Raw genomic sequence first — 23,394 nt, 5'->3', positions numbered from 1 at the left:
TATAAAAATTGGTACCTGCATCAATTTAACTAAGCCAAGTGTTTACCATTTTTTAGGTGATAAAAGAAGCATAACAAATAAGTCGGATAAAATCCACAATGCTTCTTTTATGCCTATAAATTTTGTTTTTGGATGTTGTCCCAGTACAATAAATAAAATACGCCAATGATTTTTATGTGGTAAAAGAAGCATATGAAATAAGTCGAATTGAATTTAAAAAAGCCCTAAATTTTTCTTCCCGAAAAACCACTTTTTATCTGCACATTTTTACTGATTTTTGCACGATAAAAGAAGTATCCTGCATGGAACAACGAACCACCGAAAAAGACTCAGCCTACAACCATTTGGAGCAAATGCCGCTGCGCGAAATCCTGGAAAGCATCAATGAAGAAGATCAAACAGTTCCGTTAGCGGTTGAAAAAGCCATCCCGCAAATCGAAAAACTCGCTGCGGCAACGGCAGAAAAAATGCGCAATGGTGGTCGGCTTTTTTACATTGGTGCTGGTACAAGCGGCCGTTTGGGTGTGGTGGATGCGTCTGAATGTCCGCCAACTTTTGGTGTCCCGTTTGATTGGGTGGTTGGTTTGATTGCCGGCGGCGATACGGCGATCCGAAAAGCGGTAGAATTTGCCGAAGATGATGCCGAACAAGCCTGGAAAGATTTGCAGGAATATCAAATCAACGCCAACGATGTTTTGGTTGGGATTGCCGCTTCCGGCTCTACGCCTTATGTGGTTGGCGGTTTGCAAAAAGCCAATGCAGCAGGAATTACCACAGGTTGCATCGTTTGCAATTCAGGCAGTAAAGTAGCTTCGGAAGCAACGTTTCCGGTAGAAATTGTAACCGGACCGGAATTTTTAACCGGTTCAACGCGTATGAAAGCGGGCACGGCACAAAAACTGGCCTTAAATATGCTCACCACTTCGGTGATGATTTTGCTGGGCCGCGTAAAAGGAAATAAAATGGTGGATATGCAATTGACCAATCATAAACTGGTTGACCGCGCCGTTAGAATGGTGGTGGCAGAAACAGGTTTGGATGCAGCAAAAGCTTCGGAATTGCTGAACCAACACGGCAGCGTTCGCAATGCGGTTGCACATGCTTCTTTTACCGATAAAAAATAAGTATAAAACCTGGTTTTAAATCAGGAAATGGACTATGCACGAAATTGAACCTTATTATAAATGGCGCGATGATTATATCGCTTCGGAAGATGAACGTTCACCTTTTTACGAAACCCAATACAACGAATTTGAGTTTGATAAACAGGTGTACAACTACCTGCTGCACCCGCAGTGGGATTCCTTCGGCTCCAATACCTTGTATTTAAAAGTGTTGTATGCCGATTACGATTTGGGTTTTACCATTATCGAACTAATTGGCGAGTGGAACGATGCCATTGATAACGACATCATGCTGTTAAAGCGCGAAATTTTGGAACTGATGATGGACGAAGGCATCAACCATTTTATCCTGATTGGCGAAAACGTGCTGAATTTCCATACTTCCGATGATTCGTATTACGAAGAGTGGTTCCAGGAAGTGGAAGACGGCTGGGTGGCGGGCATCAACTTTCGCGAACATGTTTTGGAAGAATTTAAACAAAGCAATATAGACTATTATATTAACTTTGGCGGCGGTTTGGAAAACATCAACTGGCGCGCGCTGAAACCGGTGCAACTTTTTCAAAAAGTGGAAGACCAGATGCAAAAACGTTTAAGCTGACTAAACCAAAACTTAAAATATTTGTCTAATATTCAAAATAACAACAACAAAATAAATGGAAACTCAAAAAACGAATTACGATTATAAAAATGTGATCCAGTTGAGCGGCACACAAGATACCACGCGCAAATTTATGGCGAACGTGTTTATGTGGATGTTTGTGGCACTGGGGATTTCGGCCGCACTCTCCTATCTTTTTTCACACGATCAATCTTTATTACAATTACTTTTTAACCCGGAAACTTTACACCGTACTACCTTAGGTACAATTGTAATATTTGCTCCTTTGGCTTTTGTGCTGATCATGTCATTCGGAATGAACAAAATTTCTTATCCGGTCTTGGTGCTATTATTTATTGCTTATGCAGCTTTAACAGGTATCAGCTTAAGCTTTATCTTTTTAATTTATACTTCCGCATCAATCAGTACAGTTTTTCTAATTAGTTCCTTAGTTTTTGGTGTAATGGCTGTTGCAGGTTATACTACCAACACTGATCTTACCAAGTTTGGTTCGATCATGATTATAGGATTTATTGGTATTCTTATTGCCTCTTTGGTAAATGTATTTATGCAAAGCACTCAATTATACTATATCATAAGCTATATTGGTGTTGCTGTTTTTGTTGGCTTAACCGCTTACGATGTACAAAAACTAAAACGGATTGGCGAAGGAATCGAATACGGAACAGCCTCTGCCGGTAAAATGGCTATCATGGGTGCCTTAACTTTGTACTTGGATTTTATCAACCTTTTCCTGATGTTGCTGCGCGTTTTTGGCGGCCGGAGAAGATAAGATACTGTTTTTATCATATAAAAAGTCCTGTCGCCATAAAACGACAGGGCTTTTTTATTGCAATCTGGCGTTTGAATATTACCGCTTTATTGTGCAACTTTGTGCTGCTTATGGAGAAAGACGGAGGGATTAGACCCTGCGATGTCTTGGCAACCTGTACTTACAAGGTGCTACATTCTACTCAAACCCAAACTTTTCGGTTGGAGACAGATAAGCGAAAGAGGAACCCAAAACCGAATTTCGAGATAAGCTTTTTTTAAGTTTCCAGATGTGAGTTGCCGGTTGCCGGTTTTAACCCACAACTGGCAACTGGCAACCGGCAACTCACAACTCATGACAATCGAACAAGAACTACAAAAACGCATCCTGATTATTGATGGCGCGATGGGCACGATGATTCAGCGTTACCAGTTGGAGGAAAATGATTTCCGCGGAGAACGTTTCCGCGATCACCACTCCGATTTAAAAGGGAACAACGATCTGCTGAACATCACCCGCCCGGATATTATCAAAGCCATTCATGCAGAATATCTGGATGCCGGTGCGGATATTATCGAAACCAACACTTTTAGTACGCAACGGATTTCTTTGGCTGATTACCATTTGGAAGAATTAGCTTACGAACTGAGTTTTGAAGGTGCAAAAATAGCACGCGAAGTTGCCGATAAATACAATTTAAAAACGCCGCAAAAACCACGTTTTGTTGCCGGTGCCATTGGCCCCACCAACCGTACGGCTTCGCTTTCGCCGGATGTGAATGATCCCGGTTATCGTGCCGTAACTTTTGATGACTTGGCCGAAGCTTACTACGAACAGGTTCGTGGCTTGGTAGATGGCGGCGCAGATGTGCTTTTGGTGGAAACCATTTTCGATACACTCAACGCCAAAGCGGCATTATTTGCTATCAACCGTTATGCTTCTTTTACCGGCATAAAATTGCCCATCATGATTTCCGGGACGATCACGGATGCTTCCGGACGGACACTTTCCGGCCAAACGGTGGAAGCTTTCTGGAATTCGATCCGTCATGCCAATTTACTTTCTGTCGGTTTAAATTGTGCGCTCGGCGCAAAAGATATGCGGCCGCATTTGGAGGAACTTTCGCAAAAAGCAGATGTTTATATTTCAGCTTACCCTAACGCCGGTTTGCCGAACGAGTTTGGCGCTTACGATGAAGTTCCGCACGAAACCGCACATTTGGTAGAAGATTTTTTGCAAGCCGGATTTGTGAATATTGTTGGCGGCTGCTGCGGAACAACGCCGGAACATATCCAATGTATCGCCGAAAAAGCGGCAAAATACCCGCCGCGGCAAAAGCCGGTGATCGAACCTTTTATGCGTTTAAGCGGGTTGGAAGCCGTTACGATTACGCCCGAAAGCATTTTTGTAAACATTGGCGAACGTACCAACATCACCGGTTCGCCTAAATTTTCTAAACTGATTTTGGCAGAAAATTATGAAGAAGCATTAACCGTTGCACGCCAGCAAGTTGAAGGCGGCGCGCAAGTGATCGACATCAACATGGATGAAGGCATGATCGCTTCGGAAGCCGTAATGGTTAAATTCTTGAATTTGGTTGCTTCCGAACCTGATATTGCCAAATTGCCGATCATGGTGGATTCTTCCAAATGGACTGTAATTGAAGCCGGTTTAAAATGTTTGCAGGGAAAAGGCATAGTCAATTCCATCTCCTTAAAAGAAGGCGAGGAAAAATTTAAAGAATACGCGCGCAAAATCATGAATTACGGCGCGGCAGCAGTGGTCATGGCTTTTGATGAGAACGGCCAGGCGGATAATTATCAGCGTAGAATTGAGATCTGTAAAAGAAGCTATGATGTTTTAGTTGATGAATTAGGTTTCCCTCCGCAGGACATCATCTTCGACCCAAACATTTTAACGGTTGCAACCGGTTTGGAAGAGCATAACAATTACGCGGTCGATTTTATCAATGCCACGCACTGGATCAAACAAAACCTGCCGATGGCCAAAGTGAGCGGCGGGGTGAGCAACATTTCGTTTTCGTTCCGCGGAAATAATGTGGTTCGGGAAGCGATGCATTCGGCTTTTTTATACCATGCGATACAAGCCGGAATGGACATGGGCATCGTAAACGCCGGAATGCTGGAAGTTTACGAACAAATCCCGAAAGACTTGCTGGAACTGGTGGAAGATGTTTTGCTAAACCGCCGACAGGATGCAACCGAACGCTTGGTCAATTTTGCCGAAACCGTAAAAAGCAAAGGCAAAGAAATTGTAAAAGATGAAGCATGGCGTAACGCGCCGGTGGAAGAACGGCTTTCGCACGCTTTGGTAAAAGGCATCATCGAATATTTGGATGCCGATGTGGAAGAAGCACGCCAGCAAGCCGATAAACCGCTGGAAGTGATCGAAGGCCCGCTGATGGCCGGGATGAACATCGTTGGCGATTTGTTTGGTGCAGGAAAAATGTTTTTGCCGCAAGTTGTAAAATCTGCCCGCGTGATGAAAAAAGCGGTAGCTTACTTGCTGCCTTTTATTGAGGCAGAAAAAGCAAGGGTGATTTCGGCAGGAGAAGGAACCGGCGATGAGCGCAGCAACGCCGGCAAAGTTTTAATGGCCACCGTAAAAGGCGATGTGCATGACATCGGCAAAAACATCGTCGGCGTAGTTTTGGCCTGCAATAATTTTGAAGTGATTGATTTGGGCGTAATGGTTCCGGCACAACGAATTCTGGAAGAAGCCAAAAAGCAAAAAGTAGATATTATTGGTTTAAGCGGACTGATTACGCCTTCGCTGGATGAAATGGTGCATTTTGCCAAAGAAATGGAGCGCGAAGGCATGACGATCCCGCTGATTGTTGGCGGTGCGACTACTTCCCGCATTCACGCGGCGGTTAAAATTGATCCGAATTATTCCGGCCCGGCCATCCACGTTTTGGATGCTTCGCGCAGCGTTACGGTTTGCAGCAGTTTGATGAACAAAGATCATCGCGACAGCTACATCCAAAATATCAAAGAAGAATACGCCAAAGCACGCGAAGCGCATTTGAACAAACGGGTGGACAAGAAATTTATGCCGATAAAAGAAGCATCGGCACAAAAGTTTCAGCTTAGTGTAGATGGCGATATCGCGCCAAAACCAAGTTTCCTCGGCACAAAAACAATCAAAAATTTCCCGTTGGAAGAATTGCTTCCGTATATTGACTGGACGCCTTTTTTTCATACCTGGGAATTGCGCGGCAGTTATCCGAAGATATTTAACGACACTTTTGTTGGTGCCGAAGCCAAAAAACTGTTTGACGATGCGCAGGTTTTATTGCAGAAAATTGTAGCCAACAAATTATTGCAGGCAAATGCAGTTATCGGTTTCTGGCCGGCAAATTCGGTTGGCGATGATATTGAATTGTACACCGACGATTCGCGTACCGAAGTTTTGGATACAATTTTCACACTTCGCCAGCAAGCTGAAAAACCAAAAGGCGAACCTTATTACGCGCTTGCTGATTTTATCGCCCCAAAAACTTCGGGCATTGCTGATTATTGGGGTGGTTTTGCCGTTACCGCAGGTTTAGGTTGTGATAAATTGGTGGCCAAGTTTGAAGCTGACCACGACGATTACAACAGCATCATGGCCAAAGCTTTAGCAGATCGTTTGGCCGAGGCTTTTGCCGAAAAGATGCACGAACTCGTTCGCCGCGAATATTGGGGCTACGCCAAAGACGAACATTTGAGCAGCGAAGACATGATCAAAGAAAAATACCAGGGCATCCGTCCGGCACCGGGTTATCCCGCCTGCCCGGACCATACCGAAAAATGGACGTTGTTCAAGCTATTAAATGCAGAAGAAAACACCGGCATGTACTTAACGGAAAGTCTTGCGATGATGCCGGCTTCTTCGGTCAGCGGTTTTTACTTCGCGCATCCGCAGTCCAAATATTTTGGCTTGGGGAAAATTACGAAAGACCAGGTGGAAGATTATTCTATTCGTAAAAATATGCCTTTGGAAGAAACTGAACGCTGGTTGAGTCCGAACCTTGCTTATTGAAAAGAGTATCAAGTATATAGTATCAGGTATCAAGACAAGAACCAATGCATAATTTTAAAGAGTTAAAAGTATGGAAGCAAGGAATGGAAATAGCGAAAAATATTTACTTGCTTACCAAAACTTTCCCTACTGAAGAAAGGTATGGATTAACTTCTCAAATGAATCGTTCTGCTGTTTCTATCCCATCAAATATTGCGGAAGGATGTGGTAGAAAATCAACCAAAGAACTTTACCATTTTCTAAATATAGCTTTAGGCTCTGCTTTTGAGCTGGAAACACAATTAATACTTTCCTTTGATTTTGGTTTTGCAAAAGAAGAAAGGTTTACAAAAATCAGTTCAGATATTTGTGAGACACAAAAGATGATTATCGGGCTTCAAAAAAGCTTAAATATATAACAATACATTTACCAAGATATCCAATCTTGATACTAAATACTAGATACTTGCTACTTGAATGAAAATTACAGATCATATAACCAACGCCAACGGCAAAACACTTTTTTCTTTTGAACTTTTGCCACCTATAAAAGGGCAAGGCATCCAAGGTATTTTTGATGCGATAGATCCTTTAATGGAGTTCAATCCTCCTTTTATTGATGTTACTACTTCTCGTGAGGATTCCTATTACAAAGAGCGTTCTAATGGATTATTAGAAAAGGTAACGTACCGCAAAAGGCCGGGAACGGTAGCAGTTTGTGCGGCCATCATGAACAAGTACAAAGTAGATGCCGTTCCGCATTTGCTTTGCGGCGGGTTTACCAAAGAAGAAACGGAATATGCCTTGATTGATCTGCAGTTTCTGGGCATTGATAACGTATTGGTTTTGCGCGGAGATGCCCGAAAAGGAGACGCAGGTTTCGTCCCAACGCCGGGCGGACATACTTATGCAACCGAATTGCTGGAACAGGTGATCAACATGAACAACGGCAAATACCTGCACGATGAATACGAAGCCGTAAAAACAGATTTTTGTGTAGGCATTGCCGCTTACCCGGAGAAACATTTTGAAGCACCCAACTTGAAAACCGATTCCCAATTTCTGAAAAAAAAGGTGGATGCCGGTGCCGGTTTTATGGTAACGCAAATGTTTTTCGACAACAACAAGTACCGCGAGTTTGTAAAATGCTGCCGCGAAAACGACATCAACATTCCGATTATTCCGGGTTTAAAACCGCTCACCACTTCCAAGCAATTGATCAGCCTGCCTAAAATATTTCATATTGATATCCCGGAAGATTTAAGCGATGCCGTACAAGCTTGTACCAACGAAAAGGACGTAAAAGAAGTTGGGATTGAATGGATGATTAACCAGTGTAAAGAATTGGTGGAAATGGGCGCACCGGTTTTGCATTTTTATACCATGGGAAATGCGGAGCCAACCAAACGGATTGCAAAAGCGGTATTTTAGATAAAGAAAATGAGCTATTATTGGGCTAATTTATATAAAAGCGTATGGCCGTAAATTAGGATTTTACCATAACATAAACGACAATGAAAAACAGGTTGTGTTTTTAAATGTATGATGGATTAAATTTGGTTAAGAAAACGGATAAATCAGAATAGAACATTTCCGTTTTTACAGCTAAGCCTGACATGTAACTTAAATATATATTACTGCTTTTATAGTCATCATACATTTCAAAACAGAACCCTCTGTATAAGTCTGTTTAAATTTTAATACAAAAAAACTTATGCTTCTTTTACCATATAAAAATTGGTGTATGCAGCAATTAAAATGAAACTAACAATTATATTCTCATCAATTTTTAGGTGATAAAAGAAGCATCAGGCAAGATTTGAACAGGCTTTAAGTAATTTCAAAATTTACAGTTGCAGGATTATACTGCACTATCGTATATCAATACTTGTATTTATACTGTTTGCATTAAAAGCATCGGTAATTAATTGCAGTTTTTTGATGTTGAGTTCGGAAAGGCCAACTTCAATAGTTACGGTTTTGGATTCGCCGGGCAATAAGCTAAAAAAATTGTCTGTGTAATAAAGTGTCGCCAAATTATGTTTTGTACCGTCCTGCAATTTTAACTGGGTAAAAAACGCCAGTAACTTCGAAGGATTGCTTATGCTTGCCTGAATAAACAATTTACCATTGGCTACATGCTTGTTAACAGTTACATCTAATTTTACTTTCGGCAATTTATTGATATCCTCAAAACCTGAAACCGCAGGGCCAGTCATTGTCCAGGCACCTTTATAGGCATCTTTAGACCGCCAATAAAAAGCATCCGAAATTACCTTGCCTTGCCCGTCCCTCAATTTCAGCTTGATGAAATGCACTTGGGTGATATTGGTTGGGAAATCTAATTTAAAGGCATCATTTACAACACCGTCGGCAGGTATGTTTATTCGAGTTGATTTTTTCAGAACCACATTTGAGTTCAGGTCATAAACCGCAGCCTCCACGCTGTAATTATTAAATGCTTTGCGGTAATCGTTATATACAGACACCGTATTTTTTAAATAATCAAATTGTGGATGTAGTGGCGCAAGGCCGTTTTGCGAATAGTATAAAGCGGCAGTTGGTTCCAAATACCAATCGTACATCCGCGATGCCGTTTGCGGTAACGGGCTGTTATGGTACCAAAACAACAATCCGGATGCAAAACGGTCGCCATAACCAAATTTATTATAGTTCCATACTTCCCATACGGCTCTGAAATTCATGGCCCCTACAAATTGGGCCTTCCTTGCAAATTCTTCTATTGATGATGATTTTCCAAATTCATTAACCGCATCTTTGTATTTAGTGGTTATCTGGTGAAATCCGTTCCCGTCCAAATAATTCCATACCGAGTCGTTGATTGGCCACAGGTCTTTAGCCGGCATCATCTTTTCTAATGATTCTAATATAGGTGTACTTGGCGTGCCATATTCCGGGTTAAAGCCATCAACACGGCTGCCCCTTTTGGAGGCGGTATTTTCAAAATACTGCATAGGGTTCTCATATTTATAAGGGCTGCCGTCATGTACGCCACAACATTCTGATTGTACCTGGTATCCACGCGTAGGATCAAGCTTTTCAACAAGTGCGCGGGTGCCTTTTACCTCTCCTGATTCGTTGGCAGCTACGTAATAAGCAAGCGCAGCATGATTGCGAATCCTTTTCACGGTATTTTCAAAGTTTCTAAGGTATAAAGCTGTATCGGTAGGGAAACGGGTATCGCCCGTCAGCCAAAACTCGTTCCATACCAAAAACCCGAATTTATCACATAACTGGTAGAAATAGTCAGACTCTGCAATGCCACCTCCCCATAAGCGCAAAAAGTTGACGCCTGCCTGTTTGGTGTACCTCAATTCAGCATAGGTACGCTGCTCCGAATTGCGCAACATCGCTTCAGGCACCCAATTTGTGCCCCGTATAAATATTGGCTGGCCATTTACCAGGAACCTCCGTGATTTATCAGGTGTGTTTTGATCAGAAGATATTTCCCTAACGCCAAATTGCGTAGTAACGGAATGGCTTATCTGATTTAATAAATTGGTATATTTTAACGTTAGCGTGTACAAACTCTGGCTACCCTTGTTTATCGGCCACCATAATTTAGGGTGATGTATGGTTAATGAAGTGTAGTTTTCGGGATTAAATATTATTGTTCTGGTTTCTTTCGGCGCAAGCGTAACTGGTTTACTAAATGTATTTCCGCTTTCGATTATCTTTCCTGATAAAACGCCCTTTTGCACCTTATCAGAAGCATTCCTGACCTCAACAGATACCGTTTGTTTAGCTAATGAAGTATCAGGCAAAGGCAGTTTAGTTTGTATAAATGGGTTTTCCAACACCACATCGCCGGTAGCATATAATTCTACATCACGCCAAATCCCTGTATTCCTGTCTCTAATACCGTCAGGTGAAGTAAAATCCCAGCCTACGCTCATCAGCATGGTTACATTTTTTCCTATTTCGCCGTCCCCGCCATTATGGTTTTCGCCAACTGCGCCTGTCCGGCCTTGTCCTGGTTTGTAGTATGTGCCCGGGACATCAACAGGCAACACATCAACAGCCAATATATTTTTACCGTTAGGTTTGGCTATGCCGGTAAGGTCATAAGACTGGCTGTTAAACATACCGGCCATTTTACCCAAGCTTTTGCCGTTTACCCATATTTCGCAGCGATAATTTATTCCATGAAATTTTAGCCAAACGCGTTTTCCTGAAAATGATTTTGGGATGGTAAAAACAGTACGAAACCAATAATGATAAAATTCCTTTCCGGCATCGGCCATGTCAGGAATCAATTTTTTTGACCGGCGATTGTTATCGCCGTAATAAGGTTCGGGGTACACCTTGTTTGCAACCAGGCTGTTCAATACCGTTCCGGGTACAATTGCCGGTTGCCAACCGGATGTATTATATTGAACTGAGGAAACCTCTTTCCCTTCGGCACCATTGGCTTTATGCATTTGCCAGGCATAAGTGCCGTTATAACCTGCCGCAGACCTTAAAAAAACAGACTGCTTTGCCGAGGGCTGCGATAAATGTGCCTGGTTTTGTGCAAACAACGTGCTTTCCAGCAGCAAAAAAAAAGCAGCAATGAGTAAATGTTTTTTATTCATGAGCGGTGAAGCTAACTATTTTAGTTGTTTCTATCAGAGCCTGTTTAAGTTTTGTTTAATGTATTTTCCATGCTTCTTTTACCACCTAAAAAACATTGCCTCATTGTACTTATTGTATCCAAGCGGATTCAGAAACAAAATTTATAGGCATAAAAGAAGCATTATGGTTTTTTATGACAGAAATTTAAACAGCTGACTTGTCCTGTAAGTGTGGCCGACAGGACAACACCCTCGCTGCCACGCAAAGACGGCTCTAAACCAATCATCCTTTTTACACATCTGCATAAATAATCAGACTAAACAAATAGCCAGCAAAATAGATCACCTTCGTTACTGAAACATTAACCTCCGAACCCTATTTTGACTAAAGTTCAGTTAAGATTGTGTTTTTAACACATAAATCTTAATCGATAGTTACCTCATATTCTTTTAAGCTTTCTCGAAGTTCTTCCGCCGAAGTAAAACGGATGGATTCTATCCCCAATTTCCGCGCAGCTTCCACGTTCCTTAAATTATCGTCTATAAAAACAGCATCGGCCGGATTAACCTGATACCTGTCAAACAAAATCTGAAAAAAAGCAGCTTCCGGTTTCCGGATGCCTTCATCGCCTGAAACTACGATGCCATCAAACCAGTTTAAAAAATTAAACTCGCGCAAGGCAATCGGGAAAAGCTCTGCCGACCAGTTGGTTAAAGCATAAAATTTGTATTTTCCGGTTGCTTTTAGTTTTTTGAAGATTTCTACGGTTCCTTCGATCGGCCCGTTTAGCATTTCTTCCCAACGGCCGTAATAAGCTTCAATTTCTGTTTTATGCTGAGGATATTGTTCGATCAAAGCTTTGGTTCCGGCTTCCAAACTTCGCCCAGCGTCCTGCTCTTCGTTCCAGGTTAGCGTACAAATGTGCTCCAAAAAATGATTGGTTTTTTCTTCGGAATCAAATAGCTTGTTGTATAAAAGTTTCGGGTCCCAATTGATTAGAACGTTGCCTAAATCGAAAATGATGGTGTTGATCATGGGATTATTAATCAATAAAAGTTGTCAAAAATTCCTGTGGAGAATAAATTGGAAGAGATGGAATGGCTTGCTTTTGAAATTGTTTGTCAAAGGTTATTACATAATCCAATTGATGTTTTAAAGCTGTATAATATTGCAATGCATCTTCAATATCTGGCATAGCCGAAGCAATGGCCAAAACAGCAGTTTTATGATCACAATCAATTGTTTCTATATCTTCTAAAAGTTCCAGCAACAAAGTTTTTGTAGTTTCATTTCCTAACGATTTTTTTACCCAGTATGAAGTAATATGAATGATGGCAGGCGTAACATAAATTTTGTTAGGAAAGTAAAGCGTTGCTTTGAGTAGGCGTTGTGATTCTTCAAATCTATCCCTTTCTAACAAAAACTCGATTAAAATATTGGCATCTAATAATATCTTAAAAGCCATATTTTGCAGCATTATCTTCGTAATAAGCTTTTTTGAGATCCGGAATATCAGCAAATTTTTCTTTGACATCCAATTGCTTTACCATGTCAAAAATATTCGATTTTCTTTTTGGGTTCGTAAGCTGCTTAAAATAATTTTCTACTAATTCTGAGACACTAACCTGATTTTCAATAGCATAACATTTTGCTTTAGAAAGCAAACTTTCTTCAATAGTTAAATTTACACGGCTCTTCATATTCAAATATACGCATTAAACTAATTCAATACGCACAAGTTTTAATACTTCTTTTATCACTTAAAAATCGTTAAACTGAAGTTCTATCCTCTGCCAATAAATAAGCCTTAAAAGAAGCATATTCAATTCCTAAAGAATCCGCTTTTCGTGGTTTTCCTTCCAGCTCCAGCACTTGTTCCGGGATTTCAATTTCCGCAGCAATCTCATCCGAAAAAACATCCGGAAATTTACAAGGATGCGCCGTGGCCAAAAAAACGCCTGTATTCTCCTGCTGCGGATGCTGCTTTTGCCATTCATCCAACGCGCGAAAAGCAATGGCGGTATGCGGACAAACCACATAATTGTACGCGCGGTAAACTTCTTCAATTGCGGCTGCCGTTTGCACATCATCAAAACTAAAACCGCTAACCAATTTTGTGATGGCCGTTTGATCTTCCTGAAACAAATCCATAATCCTCGCCCAATTGCTTGGATTGCCAACGTCCATTGCGTTGGAAATGGTTGCGATCGAAGGTTTTGGCTGATAAATACCGCCGTTTAAAAACGTGGGGACGGTATCGTTGGCGTTGGTTGCCGCGATGAATTGCTTCACCGGCAAACCCATTTTCCAGGCCAATAAACCGGCACCGATATTACCAAAGTTTCCGCTTGGGACAGAAAAAACCACATCCGTTTTTCCCTCGCGTTGCAATTGCGCAACGGCATTGAAATAGTAAAAAGTTTGCGGGATTAAACGGGAAATATTGATGGAATTGGCCGAAGTCAGCCTGAATTTCTCATTCAGTTCTGTATCCACAAAAGCTTGCTTTACCAGCGCCTGGCAATCATCAAAAGTTCCGTCAATTTCAATGGCGCGGATGTTTTGTCCGTTGGTGGTGAGTTGCAATTCCTGTATCGCACTTACTTTTCCTTTCGGGTACAATATCGTAACCAAAGTATTCGGCACGCCCAAAAAACCTAAAGCAACCGCGCCGCCCGTATCTCCGGAAGTGGCCACCAAAACGTTCAGTTCTTTTTCACCTTCACAGAGAAAATAAGCCATCACGCGACTCATAAAACGCGCCCCAAAATCTTTAAAAGCAAGCGACGGTCCGTGGAAAAGTTCCAACACGTATTTGTTCTCGTCCAGCTTTACAACAGGTGCCGGGAAGTTGATCGCATCATCAATAATCGCTTTTAAATCTTCTGTAGGAATAATGCCTTGCAACAAATGATCCGCCACGCGAAAAGCAATTTCCGGCAGTTCATATTGATGCAGGTTTTCCAAAAAATCATCCGGTAAACGAAGTATTTCCACCGGCATGTACAAGCCTTTATCCTGCGGCAAACTGTTAAAAACAGCTTCCTGGAAAGAGACTTCGTGGGTTTTATTGTTGGTACTGTAGAGTTTCATTTTTTTGAAGGTGAAAGGTGAAGGGTTTTGAGGTAAAAGGTTGAATGGCGAAAGGAACCGGCAATGGGCAACTTTAAACCGGCAAATGATCAATCCAAAATTACCGGCCCGTTATCATTAATCGGTGAAACATAAGACTGGCTGGAAATGCCCAGCGATTTTAAATGCGACCCAATTTTTTGGGTGATAAAAGAAGCATTGGCCTCGGTTTTGGTAAAGGCAAAAACCGACGGGCCGGAGCCGGAAATCCCAAAACTTACGGCACCGCTTTCCATCGCCATTTCGCGCATTTTATAAAAATCCGGTATTAAAATAGAACGAACCGGTTCTACCAGAATATCTTTCATGCTGCGGCCAATCAGGTCAACATCTTTTAAGAATAAACCACTCACAAGGCCGGCAATGTTTCCCCATTGCGTTACGGCATCTTTTAAAAATACTTTCTGGCGGATCATTTGCCGCGCGTCTCTTGTCGGCACATCCACTTCCGGGAAAACAATGGCGCAATACAAGCTTTCAGGATGCGGCAAACGGATAATATCCAAAGGTTCGTAACTTCTGATCAACACAAAACCACCTAACAAAGCTGGCGCAACGTTATCGGCATGTCCGTATCCGCAAGCCAGCTCCTCGCCTTTCATCGCAAAAGGAACCAATTCCATTTGGGTTAAAGGTTGATCCAGCAAATTGTTAATGGCAAACAAACCTGCAACCGTACTGGCCGAACTGGAGCCCAAACCGCTGCCAATCGGCATTTTTTTATGGAGTTCGATTTCGATGCCCAAATCCGGCTGACCGATATGATCTAAATAATGCTTCACACTGGCGCTAACCGTATTTTTTGCAGCATCTAAAGGCAAACGGCCGTCATCACCCGTAATTTTTTTGATGGTGATGCCTGGTTTTTCTACTTTGCGCATCACCACTTCGTCGCCCGGCGCATTTACGGCAAAACCTAGCACATCAAAACCGCAAACCACATTGGCAACGGTTGCCGGGGCGAAAACTTTGATAGAATCTTTCATTTTTTTGAAGAAGTCAGGAAGATCGAAAGTCGGAAAAGTCCGAAAGTTTACCTGTTAATTTTTTCAGAGCCTGTTTAAAATTTACTTATCAATATTCCCATGCTTCTTTTATCACCTAAAAATTGGTATGTACAAAGTTTTTATTTTTTAGGTTGAAGCAGACACCAATTTTTATAGGGTAAAAGAAGCATCAACATTTTTTCTTGTATAAATTCAAACAAGCTCTCAATGCGCACCAACATTTACCAGATCAGCAAAAACGCCGGCAGCGGTAACTTCTGCGCCTGCGCCCGGGCCTTTTACCACCAACGGCCGTTCTTTGTAGCGTTCTGTAGTGAATGAAATCACGTTATCACTGCCCGAAAGCGAGTAAAAAGCGTGTCCGGAGTCCACTTGTTTTAAAGAAATAGAAACTTGTCCGTTTTCTAATTTCCCGATGTAGCGCAACACTTTGCCGTTGCTTTCGGCTGCTGTTTTTATGCCGTTAAAAAAAGCATCTTCGGCTTTTAAAGCTTCATAAAATTCGGCTACGGTTCCGGCTTCGATTGCTGTTTTTGGCAGCATATTTTCCAACTGCACATCGCTTGCCTCCAGCGGATAACCGGCATCTCGCGCCAAAATCAGCATTTTCCGCATAAAATCCAGTCCGCTTAAATCATCGCGCGGATCGGGTTCGGTATAACCTTTTTCCTGCGCTTCTTTCACCACATCATGGAAACTCGCTTCACCTTTAAAATTATTAAAAATGAAAGAAATTGTTCCCGATAAAATCGCTTCAATCTTTAAAACACGATCGCCCGAAACCATCAGATCTTTTAGCGTACGAATGATGGGCAAACCGGCGCCAACATTGGTTTCGTAATAAAAATCAACGCCATGGCTTCGCACCGCATCTTTAAACTTTTTATATTGACCGAAACTGCCGGAATTGCCGATTTTGTTGCAGGTTACGATGGAAATATTCGACTTAAAAACTTCCTCGTAAAAAGCAATTGGTTTGGGGCTGGCCGTGTTATCAATAAAAACAGCGTTGGGCAGGTTCATCGCTTTCATCCGCGCCACAAATTCATCCAATTGCGCGGTTTCTCCCGATTCCAGTTCGTTCTGCCAACTTTCCAGATCCAAACCATCGTTATTAAAAACCATTTTGCGCGTGTTGCTGATGCCAACGACTTTTACCTGAATGCCATTATTTTCCTGCAAAAACTCCGTGTGCGATTGCAGTTGCCGGAACAGCGTTTTGCCGATATTGCCAGTTCCCAAATTGAAAACGTGCAAGGTTTTATTTAGCTCGGTAAAAAAAGCATCGTGAACGGCGTTTAAAGCTTTGTTGAGATCGGGGCGGGAAATGACCACCGAAATATTGTATTCTGACGAACCTTGCGCAACGGCACGAACGTTCACCCCATTTCTACCTAAAGCATGAAACAATTTGCCCGACATGCCCGGCGTTTGCTTCATGTTTTCGCCAACAATAGCGAGAATAGAAAGGTTTTGTTCGAAAACAGGCTTTTCCAGTTTCTTGGCGTGCAGTTCCAGTTCAAATTCCTGCTCCATCAAAAGCTGCGCTTTGGAAGCATCGGCCGGATGAATGGCAAACGTAATGCTGTGTTCTGAAGAAGATTGCGTGATCAGAATGACGTTGATTTGTTCTCGCGCCAAAAGCGAAAACAACCTGCCGCTAAAACCGGCTTTACCCACCATGCCGCTGCCTTCCAGATTGATAATGCTGATTTCGTTGATGGAAGAAATGCCTTTAATGGTGAGGTTTGAAGGGCTGCAATCGTGTTTGATGACCGTTCCGGGAAAATCTGGTTGAAAAGTATTTTTAATGGCGATGGGAATGCGTTTCAAAAACGCCGGGATCATGGTTGGCGGATAAATTACTTTAGCGCCGAAGTACGAAAGCTCCATCGCTTCGGTGTAAGAAAGTTCGGGCAGCGGGAATGCTTTTTTTACCATCCTCGGATCGGCCGTCATCATCCCGTTCACGTCCGTCCAGATTTGGATTTCTGCTGCGTTGAGTGCCGAGCCAACAATTGCTGCTGTGTAATCGCTTCCGCCGCGGCCTAAAGTGGTGATCCGGTTGTGCTCGTTGCTTGCAATAAAACCTGTTAAAAACAGTATTTTACCTTGATGTTCGCTGTAAAAACTTTGGATCAGGATGTCTGTCAGTTCGGTTTGTACGCGCGCTTGCCCGAAATTGCTGTCGGTTTTAATTAGATGTGTCGCATCAACATACAACGAATCTAAGAAAAACTGTTCGGCAATTTTGCTGATCATAAAGGCAGAACAGCGTTCGCCGTAGCTCAAAACCAAATCGCGTGTTTGTGCCGTGAGTTCTTTTAAGCTTGAAATCCCTTGCAGCAAATCTTCCAGTTCGTTAAAAAAAATCTTCAGCTTGGTGAACACCGGATTTTGCCGCTGTACATCCAGCAAAGTTTTGATAATGGCGAAGTGGCGCGTTTCCAGTTCGGTCAGATAACCCACATATTCTTCTCCAACCGAAGCTTTTTCGGCCATTTTTGCCAGCAAATTGGTTACGCCGCCCATTGCCGAAACAACCACAACCGGTGCACCGAAAGCAGCGTTTTCTTTTTGTACAATTTGCAGCAGTGTTTGGATACTTTCGGCAGAACCAACGGACGTGCCTCCGAACTTTAAAACTTTCATTATTAAGGATTTAACAAAAAAGCCTTCCTCTTGGCGGAGGAAGGCTTTTGATGATTTTTATCTTTTTAATTTTCACCAAGATTATACTTCCTCCGCTGTGTCGCCGGTGGTAGTAATAATCGTGGTAAAAATTGGGTTGAACATTTTAATCTGTTTTGATAACGGCGTAAAGTAAATGCTTTGTTCCCAAATCCGCAATAAAATAATTGACTAATTTTTGTGTGGTAAAAGAAGTATATACAAAAAGTATAGCTATTTTTGATAGATAAAAACAGTATCCATGAAAAGTGTTTTGCTGAAATTAGACGATAAGCTTTTTGAAGAAACCGAAAAGCAGGTAAAAGAGCTGAAAATGAGCCGAAACGGTTATATAAAAATGGCTTTGGAAAGCTATAACCGTTCATGGGCGAAAAAAGCGCTGGAAGAACAATTGCGGCGGGAAGTAGAAATCATTAAAAACGATAAAGCCGGTTGGGCAGAATTTAAAGAATGGGAAGAAGCATCTTTGGTAGATTTGAACAAGCATTTGGATAAACTTGAAAATGGAAAACCTTAAACGTTTTGATATTTGGATTACCGATATGAACCCGCCTTTTGGCTCGGAACCAGGCAAAGTGAGGCCGGTAGTAATTGTACAATCTGATGTTTTGCACCAGTTTAATTATCCGGCCACCATTGTTTGTCCGATTTCTTCGCAGCAAAAAGGCGTTTCTAAAATCAGGATTCCTGTAAAATCGACGGAAACTAACGGTCTCAAAAAAGATTCTTCTATTATTGTAGATCAAATTACAGCGATAGATTTAGGCCGCTTACGGGAAAGGGTTGGCTATTTGGAAGTGGAGTACCGACAAACTTTGTACGAAAGTATTTTTGAAATTTTAGATTTAGCAAACACTGACTAATGCAAGGCCTCGTAACAAAATCAACCGGAAGCTGGTACCAGGTGCAAACAGCAAACGGAGACCGCTTTGATTGCCGCATCAAAGGCAAGTTTCGGATGAAGGGCCTTACCACCACCAACCCGATTGCCGTTGGTGATCAGGTGGATTTTGAGATCGAGCCGGACCAACAAACCGGTGTGATCCATAAACTGCACGATCGCAAGAATTACATCATCCGTAAATCTATCAATTTGAGCAAGCAGGCGCAGATTATTGCCGCCAATTTAGATTTGGCTTTACTGGTGGTAACGCTGGCTTCTCCCCGAACTTCGCTGGGTTTTATTGACCGTTTTTTGGTTACTGCGGAGGCTTACGGCATTAAAGCTGGATTGGTTTTTAACAAACTAGATCTGTTTAGCGAGGAAGGATTAGAGATTCTGGCCGAATACAAATCCATTTATGAGAAAATCGGTTATCCTTGTTACCAGGTTTCGGCCATCAAAAAAACAGGGCTAAAAGAAGTATTGGCCGTTTTAAAAGATAAAACCACACTTTTTTCCGGCCATTCCGGCGTTGGAAAATCAACTTTGCTTAATGCGATTTTACCGGGATTGGAAGTGCGCACCGGCGAAATTTCTGACTGGAGCGATACCGGAAAACACACCACCACTTTTGCCGAAATGTTTGAATTGCCTTTCGGCGGTTTTTTGATTGACACGCCCGGCATCCGCGAATTAGGCGTGATTGACATTGAAAAACAGGAACTGAGCCACTTCTTCCCCGAAATGCGCAACTTGCTCAACCAGTGCCGTTTCCACAATTGCCGCCACATTAACGAACCCGGCTGTGCTGTTTTAGCTGCGCTGGAAGCAGGCGAAATCGAACCTTCACGCTACGAAAGTTATTTGAGCATTTACCAGGGAAATGATACGCGGGCTTGAGTTTTCGGATTATCTTCCGGCCAAAAAATCTTTCAAATAACTGCATTCTCCCACGGCAGTTTTAAAAAACGATGTCTGCTTATACGGTTCTAATTGTTTAAAATAAGGGTTACGGCGCATTTTTTTGCTGTAATTCTGCTGCGCCGCATCGTGCTGGTTATACACAATGGATAAATAATCCGGCAATTCCTGCTCCTTTTGCCAGCATTTGGCCGCCGAAAACGTACACTTCGCTTTAAAATCAGCATCAGTACTTAACGCCCTTGCCTTTAAAAAATATTGCCGGGCATTGCTGGTTTTTATGTAATCGGTATCATAACTGTAAATGGTTTTTCGAGCATAATCCATCGAAGACCAATCATAAGAAATTAAATAAGAGCTGTTGCCATAAGTTGAAGTATTGTAAAGGGCCGTTGCATATTGATAGTAAAGCTGCGGGTTACCGGACGACGCTTTAATTTTGTTTTGCAATGCAGCCATCGCTTTGGCAAAATCTGGTTTGGTGCAACCGGAGCCGGCAGCGGCAAAAGTTTTGGGATAATCATTCAACTGTTCTAAAAATGGGTTGCCTAATTCTTCGCTACTTTCATCAATGCTTCTTTTAGCCTTGTTTTTTTGGTGTGCAAAAGCGGTAACAGCTTCTGAATAATTGTGTTCGCGCAAAAAAGCTGTTCCAAGTAAATTATACAAGTCATCTGTACTAACGCCCGTCAATTCCGAAGTTAAAAACTGCACCCAAGGCGTTTCAGGCTGATGTTCTTTCCAGCTAACCAACTGCTGCAACGGCTTTGAGCGCAGGTAACGGTACCAAAAATCAGGCAAGGAATGTACATTAAACGAATAATTATTTAAACCAGCATTATAAGAATCACTTTTTAACAAAGCCAGTGCCGCACGCGTGGTATCACCTTGCCGAAGATAAGCAGGCGCCAAAATATGCTGATAAAAATCGCGCGAAGTAGTGGCAAAACGATTGATCCGGCCATCGTACATACCACTGTTGTTTACCACTTCCACAGGTGTAGATTTTACTTTGCCATCCAGCCATTTCAACGAAGGCAGCAAATTATTTTCATTCACGCTATCAACCTGTTGTATAATTTGTGCCGATAAAAGAAGCTTGATGATCTGCTGCTGGCCCTGCAGTTTCGGGTTGAGCTTTTCCTTTTCCGAAGCTTCAATCGCTTTAAAACCTTCTGCTGCTTTGCTTTGCATCCACCACAAATACGCTTTTGTCAGGTTGCCAATTCCGGCTTCCGGGTATTTTTTTTCTGCCGAAAGCTGATCGCAAAAACTAATCAACCGTTCCGCATACTGGTTGTATTTGGTTTGAACACTATCCGGAACGCGTGTAAAAAATGCAGGGTTTGCTTTCATGCTTCGCGCCGCAGGCATTGCTTTTTGCCTGATAAAAAAAGTATAAACCAACAAACCTGCACCGGCAAAAAGCAGGAAACCGTAAACCAACTTCGGTACTGTTTTTACCGACTTATTTTTGATGATTAAACCGACAATTCCAACAATCAGCAAAAACGAGCCGGCAAGTAAAACCCAGCCGAAACTGTTTTTTGATTTTGCCTGCGTGTTTTCTGCGGATATTAATTTTGATTTTACCTGAGATCTTGCCGCCGAATCTGTCAGGTTGTTTAACCGGTTGGTCAAATAATATTCTTCCAGCTTGTTCACTTCCCGCACCAGCAACACGCCAACCATCGGCGAATTGGGTTGAAACTGATAAACTTTTTCCAAATCATCCATCCCGATCTCCGGCTTTCCGAAACCGTCAATCGCATAAATTACCGCCTTTTCCGCATCGGTTTTTGCCAACTGTAAAACGTTGTCCGCTTTAACATTGATATAGTGATAATTGCGGTAAGCCTGCACGCGCCGCTTGGGATAATCCGCAAAAACTTTTGAAAACAAATAAGCCGATTGCAAAGTATCGCCCAACCGGCGTTCTTCGCCGGCTTTTAAAGCTAAAGCCCAGCCTTGCACATGGCTTTTTGAAGGATTTGGGTTGATGAAACGCGCGTAAACCTGCTTCGCCTTTTCAAAATCCTTACCGTAATGAAACAACCGCTGCGCCTGGTAAGCGTACCGCAATTTCAAAAACGCATCTTTTTCTGCGGAAGCAAAACCTAACGCCTTTTCCGCCGCGTTGCGCAAACCCAACGTATCAACCGGCGTTGGTTCCCATAAATTATAACTGAAATTTGCAATTGGCTCCACCTCTTTTGCAAAACGATAATATTGAAGCGCACGTTGGTTTCGCGCCAAAGACAAAGCATCGAGGAAAGTATTGCGCTGTAAACTATCCGGCATACTTCTTTTACCACCTAAAAGTTGTTGATTAACGGCTGCATTTCCCGCGCTGTCCAGGCCATACATTGCCTTTTTTACATCTGCTGTTTTTACGGGATTTCTCAAATACGCCGCCCATTCATCGGCGTTAATATCTTTTTCGCTTGCCGGTTCTTCTTCATCAAACAAATACTGGTAATTGGTGAAATAAAAAGAGCCGTAGCCCTTTTCGCCCTGCAAGTTGTTGTGGTAGAAGGAAATATAATAATCGTAAGGGTCAATTTCGCCGCCGCAAGCCAGGTCAACCGCCACATTGGCAAAATAAGCAAGCACAAAACTAACGCAGCAAATCAGCAGTTTTTTCCAGTTCTTCATCCGAATATTTTTTAAAGAGCGGTGCATCTAAATGAAAGAAAATCAAATTTAAAGGTTCGGGTTTTAAGTAGCCGGACAAATATCGGCTTACTTCCTGTAGTTTTTCAGGCGGAATATTTTCCCACCGGATTTCATCGCCCGGCTGCAAACCATAATTTGGCAATGCTGTTTTTACCACATAAAAATCAGGATTGAGCCTCGTAAAATTGGCTTGGTTTTGCAAAGTGGTTTCCGTTAAACGTTTGGAAATACCAATATACTGTTTGTTTCGGAAAGCAACAGCCCAGCTAAAAAGCGGCAAAGCAACATCGGCGGGAAGCGGATAATTTTTGAGGTTTTCGTTGAGGTATTTTTTCAGTTCGGCTAATTCCAAAATCGAATTTTGCCGACCGTATTTCCGCAAATTGCCCATGTTGTAGCACATCAGCAAAACGCGGTTTGCAGGCGGAATACCGCTGCTTTTTTGGTTTTTAAGCTGATGAAGACGCAGCGTAACCGAAAGTTGCTGATGCTTTGGCTGCAGTAAGGCTTTAATTTGATGGAGCAGATAAAAATAATTATCGCGTGTCGAAGCCGTCCAGTCGCAATCAATCTGCAATTCATCAAAACTGTTTTTGCCGGCCTGTTTTACTTTTCCATTCACAAAATAAAGGATTTGTGCCGAAAGCTTGTCCAATTGCGGTTTGCTTAAATTTTGAAGCGCGCGGTTCACCACAAAAACAACCGGAACCAGCGCTAAAGTATCGGGCAGTTTCTCCTTAAAAACAACTGGCGAAATTGGGACTGGCAAAGCGCCGTTTTCATCCAAATCAACATCCATCATTCTGATATACAATTTTTTGGAATGGAAAAGATTTAAAGCCTGAAGCTCATTTTGGTTAAGCTGATAGCTGGTTTTCCAATAATAAAATGAAGTGTTCACCTTTCTTTCGGGTTTGCAGGCCACCATTAGGAAAAGGAAAATTAATATCCGCCAAAGCTTCATTTGTGTCAAAAGTATCATTTAATAT

18 protein-coding genes and 1 riboswitch are annotated in these 23,394 nt (G+C 42.3%); of the genes, 9 read left to right on the top strand and 9 right to left on the bottom strand.

Annotation, left to right across the window (positions count from 1 at the left end; genetic code table 11):
- Positions 1-302 precede the first annotated feature (302 nt).
- The 6 genes from murQ (at position 303) to metF (ending at position 7,951) form a co-directional block, all read left to right on the top strand.
- Entirely contained in the window at positions 303-1,124 is an 822-nt protein-coding gene (murQ, locus tag V5804_RS16675; RefSeq protein WP_369592540.1) for an N-acetylmuramic acid 6-phosphate etherase, read from the top strand.
- Between the two features lie 34 nt (positions 1,125-1,158).
- A complete protein-coding gene (locus V5804_RS16670) occupies positions 1,159-1,725 on the top strand; it encodes a hypothetical protein (RefSeq protein ID WP_369592539.1) in 567 nt (188 codons plus the stop codon).
- A gap of 55 nt (positions 1,726-1,780) precedes the next feature.
- Positions 1,781-2,518, top strand: coding sequence for a Bax inhibitor-1 family protein (locus tag V5804_RS16665; protein WP_369592538.1), 738 nt, complete (start codon positions 1,781-1,783; stop codon positions 2,516-2,518).
- Between the two features lie 105 nt (positions 2,519-2,623).
- Positions 2,624-2,735: riboswitch (SAM riboswitch) on the top strand.
- Between the two features lie 116 nt (positions 2,736-2,851).
- Positions 2,852-6,541, top strand: a complete 3,690-nt coding sequence (gene metH / locus V5804_RS16660) for a methionine synthase (protein WP_369592537.1) — start codon at positions 2,852-2,854, stop codon at positions 6,539-6,541.
- A gap of 44 nt (positions 6,542-6,585) precedes the next feature.
- Positions 6,586-6,939 carry a four helix bundle protein gene (locus V5804_RS16655; protein WP_369592536.1) on the top strand — a complete coding sequence of 118 codons (354 nt, stop codon included), beginning with the start codon at positions 6,586-6,588 and terminating at the stop codon, positions 6,937-6,939.
- A 58-nt stretch (positions 6,940-6,997) separates the two neighbouring features.
- Positions 6,998-7,951 (top strand): methylenetetrahydrofolate reductase [NAD(P)H], encoded by a 954-nt coding sequence (gene metF / locus V5804_RS16650; protein ID WP_369592535.1) that lies wholly within the window; start codon positions 6,998-7,000, stop codon positions 7,949-7,951.
- A 440-nt stretch (positions 7,952-8,391) separates the two neighbouring features.
- Here metF and V5804_RS16645 read toward each other — a convergent pair whose 3' ends face one another.
- The 7 genes from V5804_RS16645 to thrA form a co-directional block, all read right to left on the bottom strand.
- Positions 8,392-11,115, bottom strand: a complete 2,724-nt coding sequence (locus V5804_RS16645; protein WP_369592534.1) for a sugar-binding domain-containing protein — start codon at positions 11,113-11,115, stop codon at positions 8,392-8,394.
- A gap of 403 nt (positions 11,116-11,518) precedes the next feature.
- Positions 11,519-12,130, bottom strand: a complete 612-nt coding sequence (locus tag V5804_RS16640) for an HAD family hydrolase (RefSeq protein WP_369592533.1) — start codon at positions 12,128-12,130, stop codon at positions 11,519-11,521.
- A 7-nt stretch (positions 12,131-12,137) separates the two neighbouring features.
- The gene (locus V5804_RS16635; protein ID WP_369592532.1) at positions 12,138-12,560 is read right to left on the bottom strand and encodes a type II toxin-antitoxin system VapC family toxin; all 423 of its coding nucleotides are present in this window, start codon (positions 12,558-12,560) and stop codon (positions 12,138-12,140) included.
- Positions 12,550-12,795 (bottom strand): DUF6364 family protein, encoded by a 246-nt coding sequence (locus V5804_RS16630; RefSeq protein WP_369592531.1) that lies wholly within the window; start codon positions 12,793-12,795, stop codon positions 12,550-12,552. The genes V5804_RS16635 and V5804_RS16630 overlap by 11 nt, the downstream gene beginning before the upstream one ends.
- Before the next feature lie 70 nt (positions 12,796-12,865).
- Positions 12,866-14,188 (bottom strand): threonine synthase, encoded by a 1,323-nt coding sequence (thrC, locus tag V5804_RS16625; protein ID WP_369592530.1) that lies wholly within the window; start codon positions 14,186-14,188, stop codon positions 12,866-12,868.
- Between the two features lie 89 nt (positions 14,189-14,277).
- Positions 14,278-15,213: a homoserine kinase gene (locus V5804_RS16620; RefSeq protein WP_369592529.1), complete on the bottom strand. Its 936-nt coding sequence runs from the start codon at positions 15,211-15,213 to the stop codon at positions 14,278-14,280.
- 225 nt (positions 15,214-15,438) lie between these two features.
- The gene (gene thrA, locus V5804_RS16615; protein WP_369592528.1) at positions 15,439-17,886 is read right to left on the bottom strand and encodes a bifunctional aspartate kinase/homoserine dehydrogenase I; all 2,448 of its coding nucleotides are present in this window, start codon (positions 17,884-17,886) and stop codon (positions 15,439-15,441) included.
- Between the two features lie 280 nt (positions 17,887-18,166).
- Here thrA and V5804_RS16610 point away from each other — a divergent pair, with 280 nt between their 5' ends.
- The 3 genes from V5804_RS16610 to rsgA are packed head-to-tail and all read left to right on the top strand — an operon-like array spanning position 18,167 to position 19,708.
- The gene (locus V5804_RS16610) at positions 18,167-18,442 is read left to right on the top strand and encodes a hypothetical protein (RefSeq protein ID WP_369592527.1); all 276 of its coding nucleotides are present in this window, start codon (positions 18,167-18,169) and stop codon (positions 18,440-18,442) included.
- On the top strand, positions 18,429-18,788 hold the full coding sequence (locus V5804_RS16605; protein ID WP_369592526.1) for a type II toxin-antitoxin system PemK/MazF family toxin: 360 nt from the start codon (positions 18,429-18,431) through the stop codon (positions 18,786-18,788). The genes V5804_RS16610 and V5804_RS16605 overlap by 14 nt, the downstream gene beginning before the upstream one ends.
- A complete protein-coding gene (gene rsgA / locus V5804_RS16600; protein WP_369592525.1) occupies positions 18,788-19,708 on the top strand; it encodes a ribosome small subunit-dependent GTPase A in 921 nt (306 codons plus the stop codon). Before V5804_RS16605 ends, rsgA begins: the two co-directional genes overlap by 1 nt.
- A 9-nt stretch (positions 19,709-19,717) precedes the next feature.
- Here rsgA and V5804_RS16595 read toward each other — a convergent pair whose 3' ends face one another.
- Complete coding sequence (locus V5804_RS16595) at positions 19,718-22,384, bottom strand: hypothetical protein (RefSeq protein ID WP_369592524.1); 2,667 nt, start codon at positions 22,382-22,384, stop codon at positions 19,718-19,720.
- Positions 22,347-23,306, bottom strand: coding sequence for a hypothetical protein (locus V5804_RS16590; RefSeq protein WP_369592523.1), 960 nt, complete (start codon positions 23,304-23,306; stop codon positions 22,347-22,349). Before V5804_RS16590 ends, V5804_RS16595 begins: the two co-directional genes overlap by 38 nt.
- Positions 23,307-23,394 lie beyond the last annotated feature (88 nt).

This window comes from Mucilaginibacter sp., from assembly GCF_041088075.1.
GTDB lineage: Bacteria > Bacteroidota > Bacteroidia > Sphingobacteriales > Sphingobacteriaceae > Mucilaginibacter_A.
This window is presented reverse-complemented; position numbering and strand designations above follow the sequence as displayed.

Bases quoted from the DNA above. Each gene is read 5' to 3' on its own strand.
- rsgA (WP_369592525.1), top strand. From the start codon at position 18,788: ATGCAAGGCCTCGTAACAAAATCAACCGGAAGCTGGTACCAGGTGCAA.
- murQ (WP_369592540.1), top strand. From the start codon at position 303: ATGGAACAACGAACCACCGAAAAAGACTCAGCCTACAACCATTTGGAG.
- V5804_RS16655 (WP_369592536.1), top strand. From the start codon at position 6,586: ATGCATAATTTTAAAGAGTTAAAAGTATGGAAGCAAGGAATGGAAATA.
- V5804_RS16635 (WP_369592532.1), bottom strand. From the start codon at position 12,560: ATGGCTTTTAAGATATTATTAGATGCCAATATTTTAATCGAGTTTTTG.
- metF (WP_369592535.1), top strand. From the start codon at position 6,998: ATGAAAATTACAGATCATATAACCAACGCCAACGGCAAAACACTTTTT.
- V5804_RS16610 (WP_369592527.1), top strand. From the start codon at position 18,167: ATGAAAAGTGTTTTGCTGAAATTAGACGATAAGCTTTTTGAAGAAACC.
- V5804_RS16670 (WP_369592539.1), top strand. From the start codon at position 1,159: ATGCACGAAATTGAACCTTATTATAAATGGCGCGATGATTATATCGCT.
- V5804_RS16665 (WP_369592538.1), top strand. From the start codon at position 1,781: ATGGAAACTCAAAAAACGAATTACGATTATAAAAATGTGATCCAGTTG.
- V5804_RS16640 (WP_369592533.1), bottom strand. From the start codon at position 12,130: ATGATCAACACCATCATTTTCGATTTAGGCAACGTTCTAATCAATTGG.
- thrC (WP_369592530.1), bottom strand. From the start codon at position 14,188: ATGAAACTCTACAGTACCAACAATAAAACCCACGAAGTCTCTTTCCAG.
- V5804_RS16645 (WP_369592534.1), bottom strand. From the start codon at position 11,115: ATGAATAAAAAACATTTACTCATTGCTGCTTTTTTTTTGCTGCTGGAA.
- V5804_RS16630 (WP_369592531.1), bottom strand. From the start codon at position 12,795: ATGAAGAGCCGTGTAAATTTAACTATTGAAGAAAGTTTGCTTTCTAAA.
- V5804_RS16605 (WP_369592526.1), top strand. From the start codon at position 18,429: ATGGAAAACCTTAAACGTTTTGATATTTGGATTACCGATATGAACCCG.
- thrA (WP_369592528.1), bottom strand. From the start codon at position 17,886: ATGAAAGTTTTAAAGTTCGGAGGCACGTCCGTTGGTTCTGCCGAAAGT.
- V5804_RS16595 (WP_369592524.1), bottom strand. From the start codon at position 22,384: ATGAAGAACTGGAAAAAACTGCTGATTTGCTGCGTTAGTTTTGTGCTT.
- V5804_RS16620 (WP_369592529.1), bottom strand. From the start codon at position 15,213: ATGAAAGATTCTATCAAAGTTTTCGCCCCGGCAACCGTTGCCAATGTG.
- metH (WP_369592537.1), top strand. From the start codon at position 2,852: ATGACAATCGAACAAGAACTACAAAAACGCATCCTGATTATTGATGGC.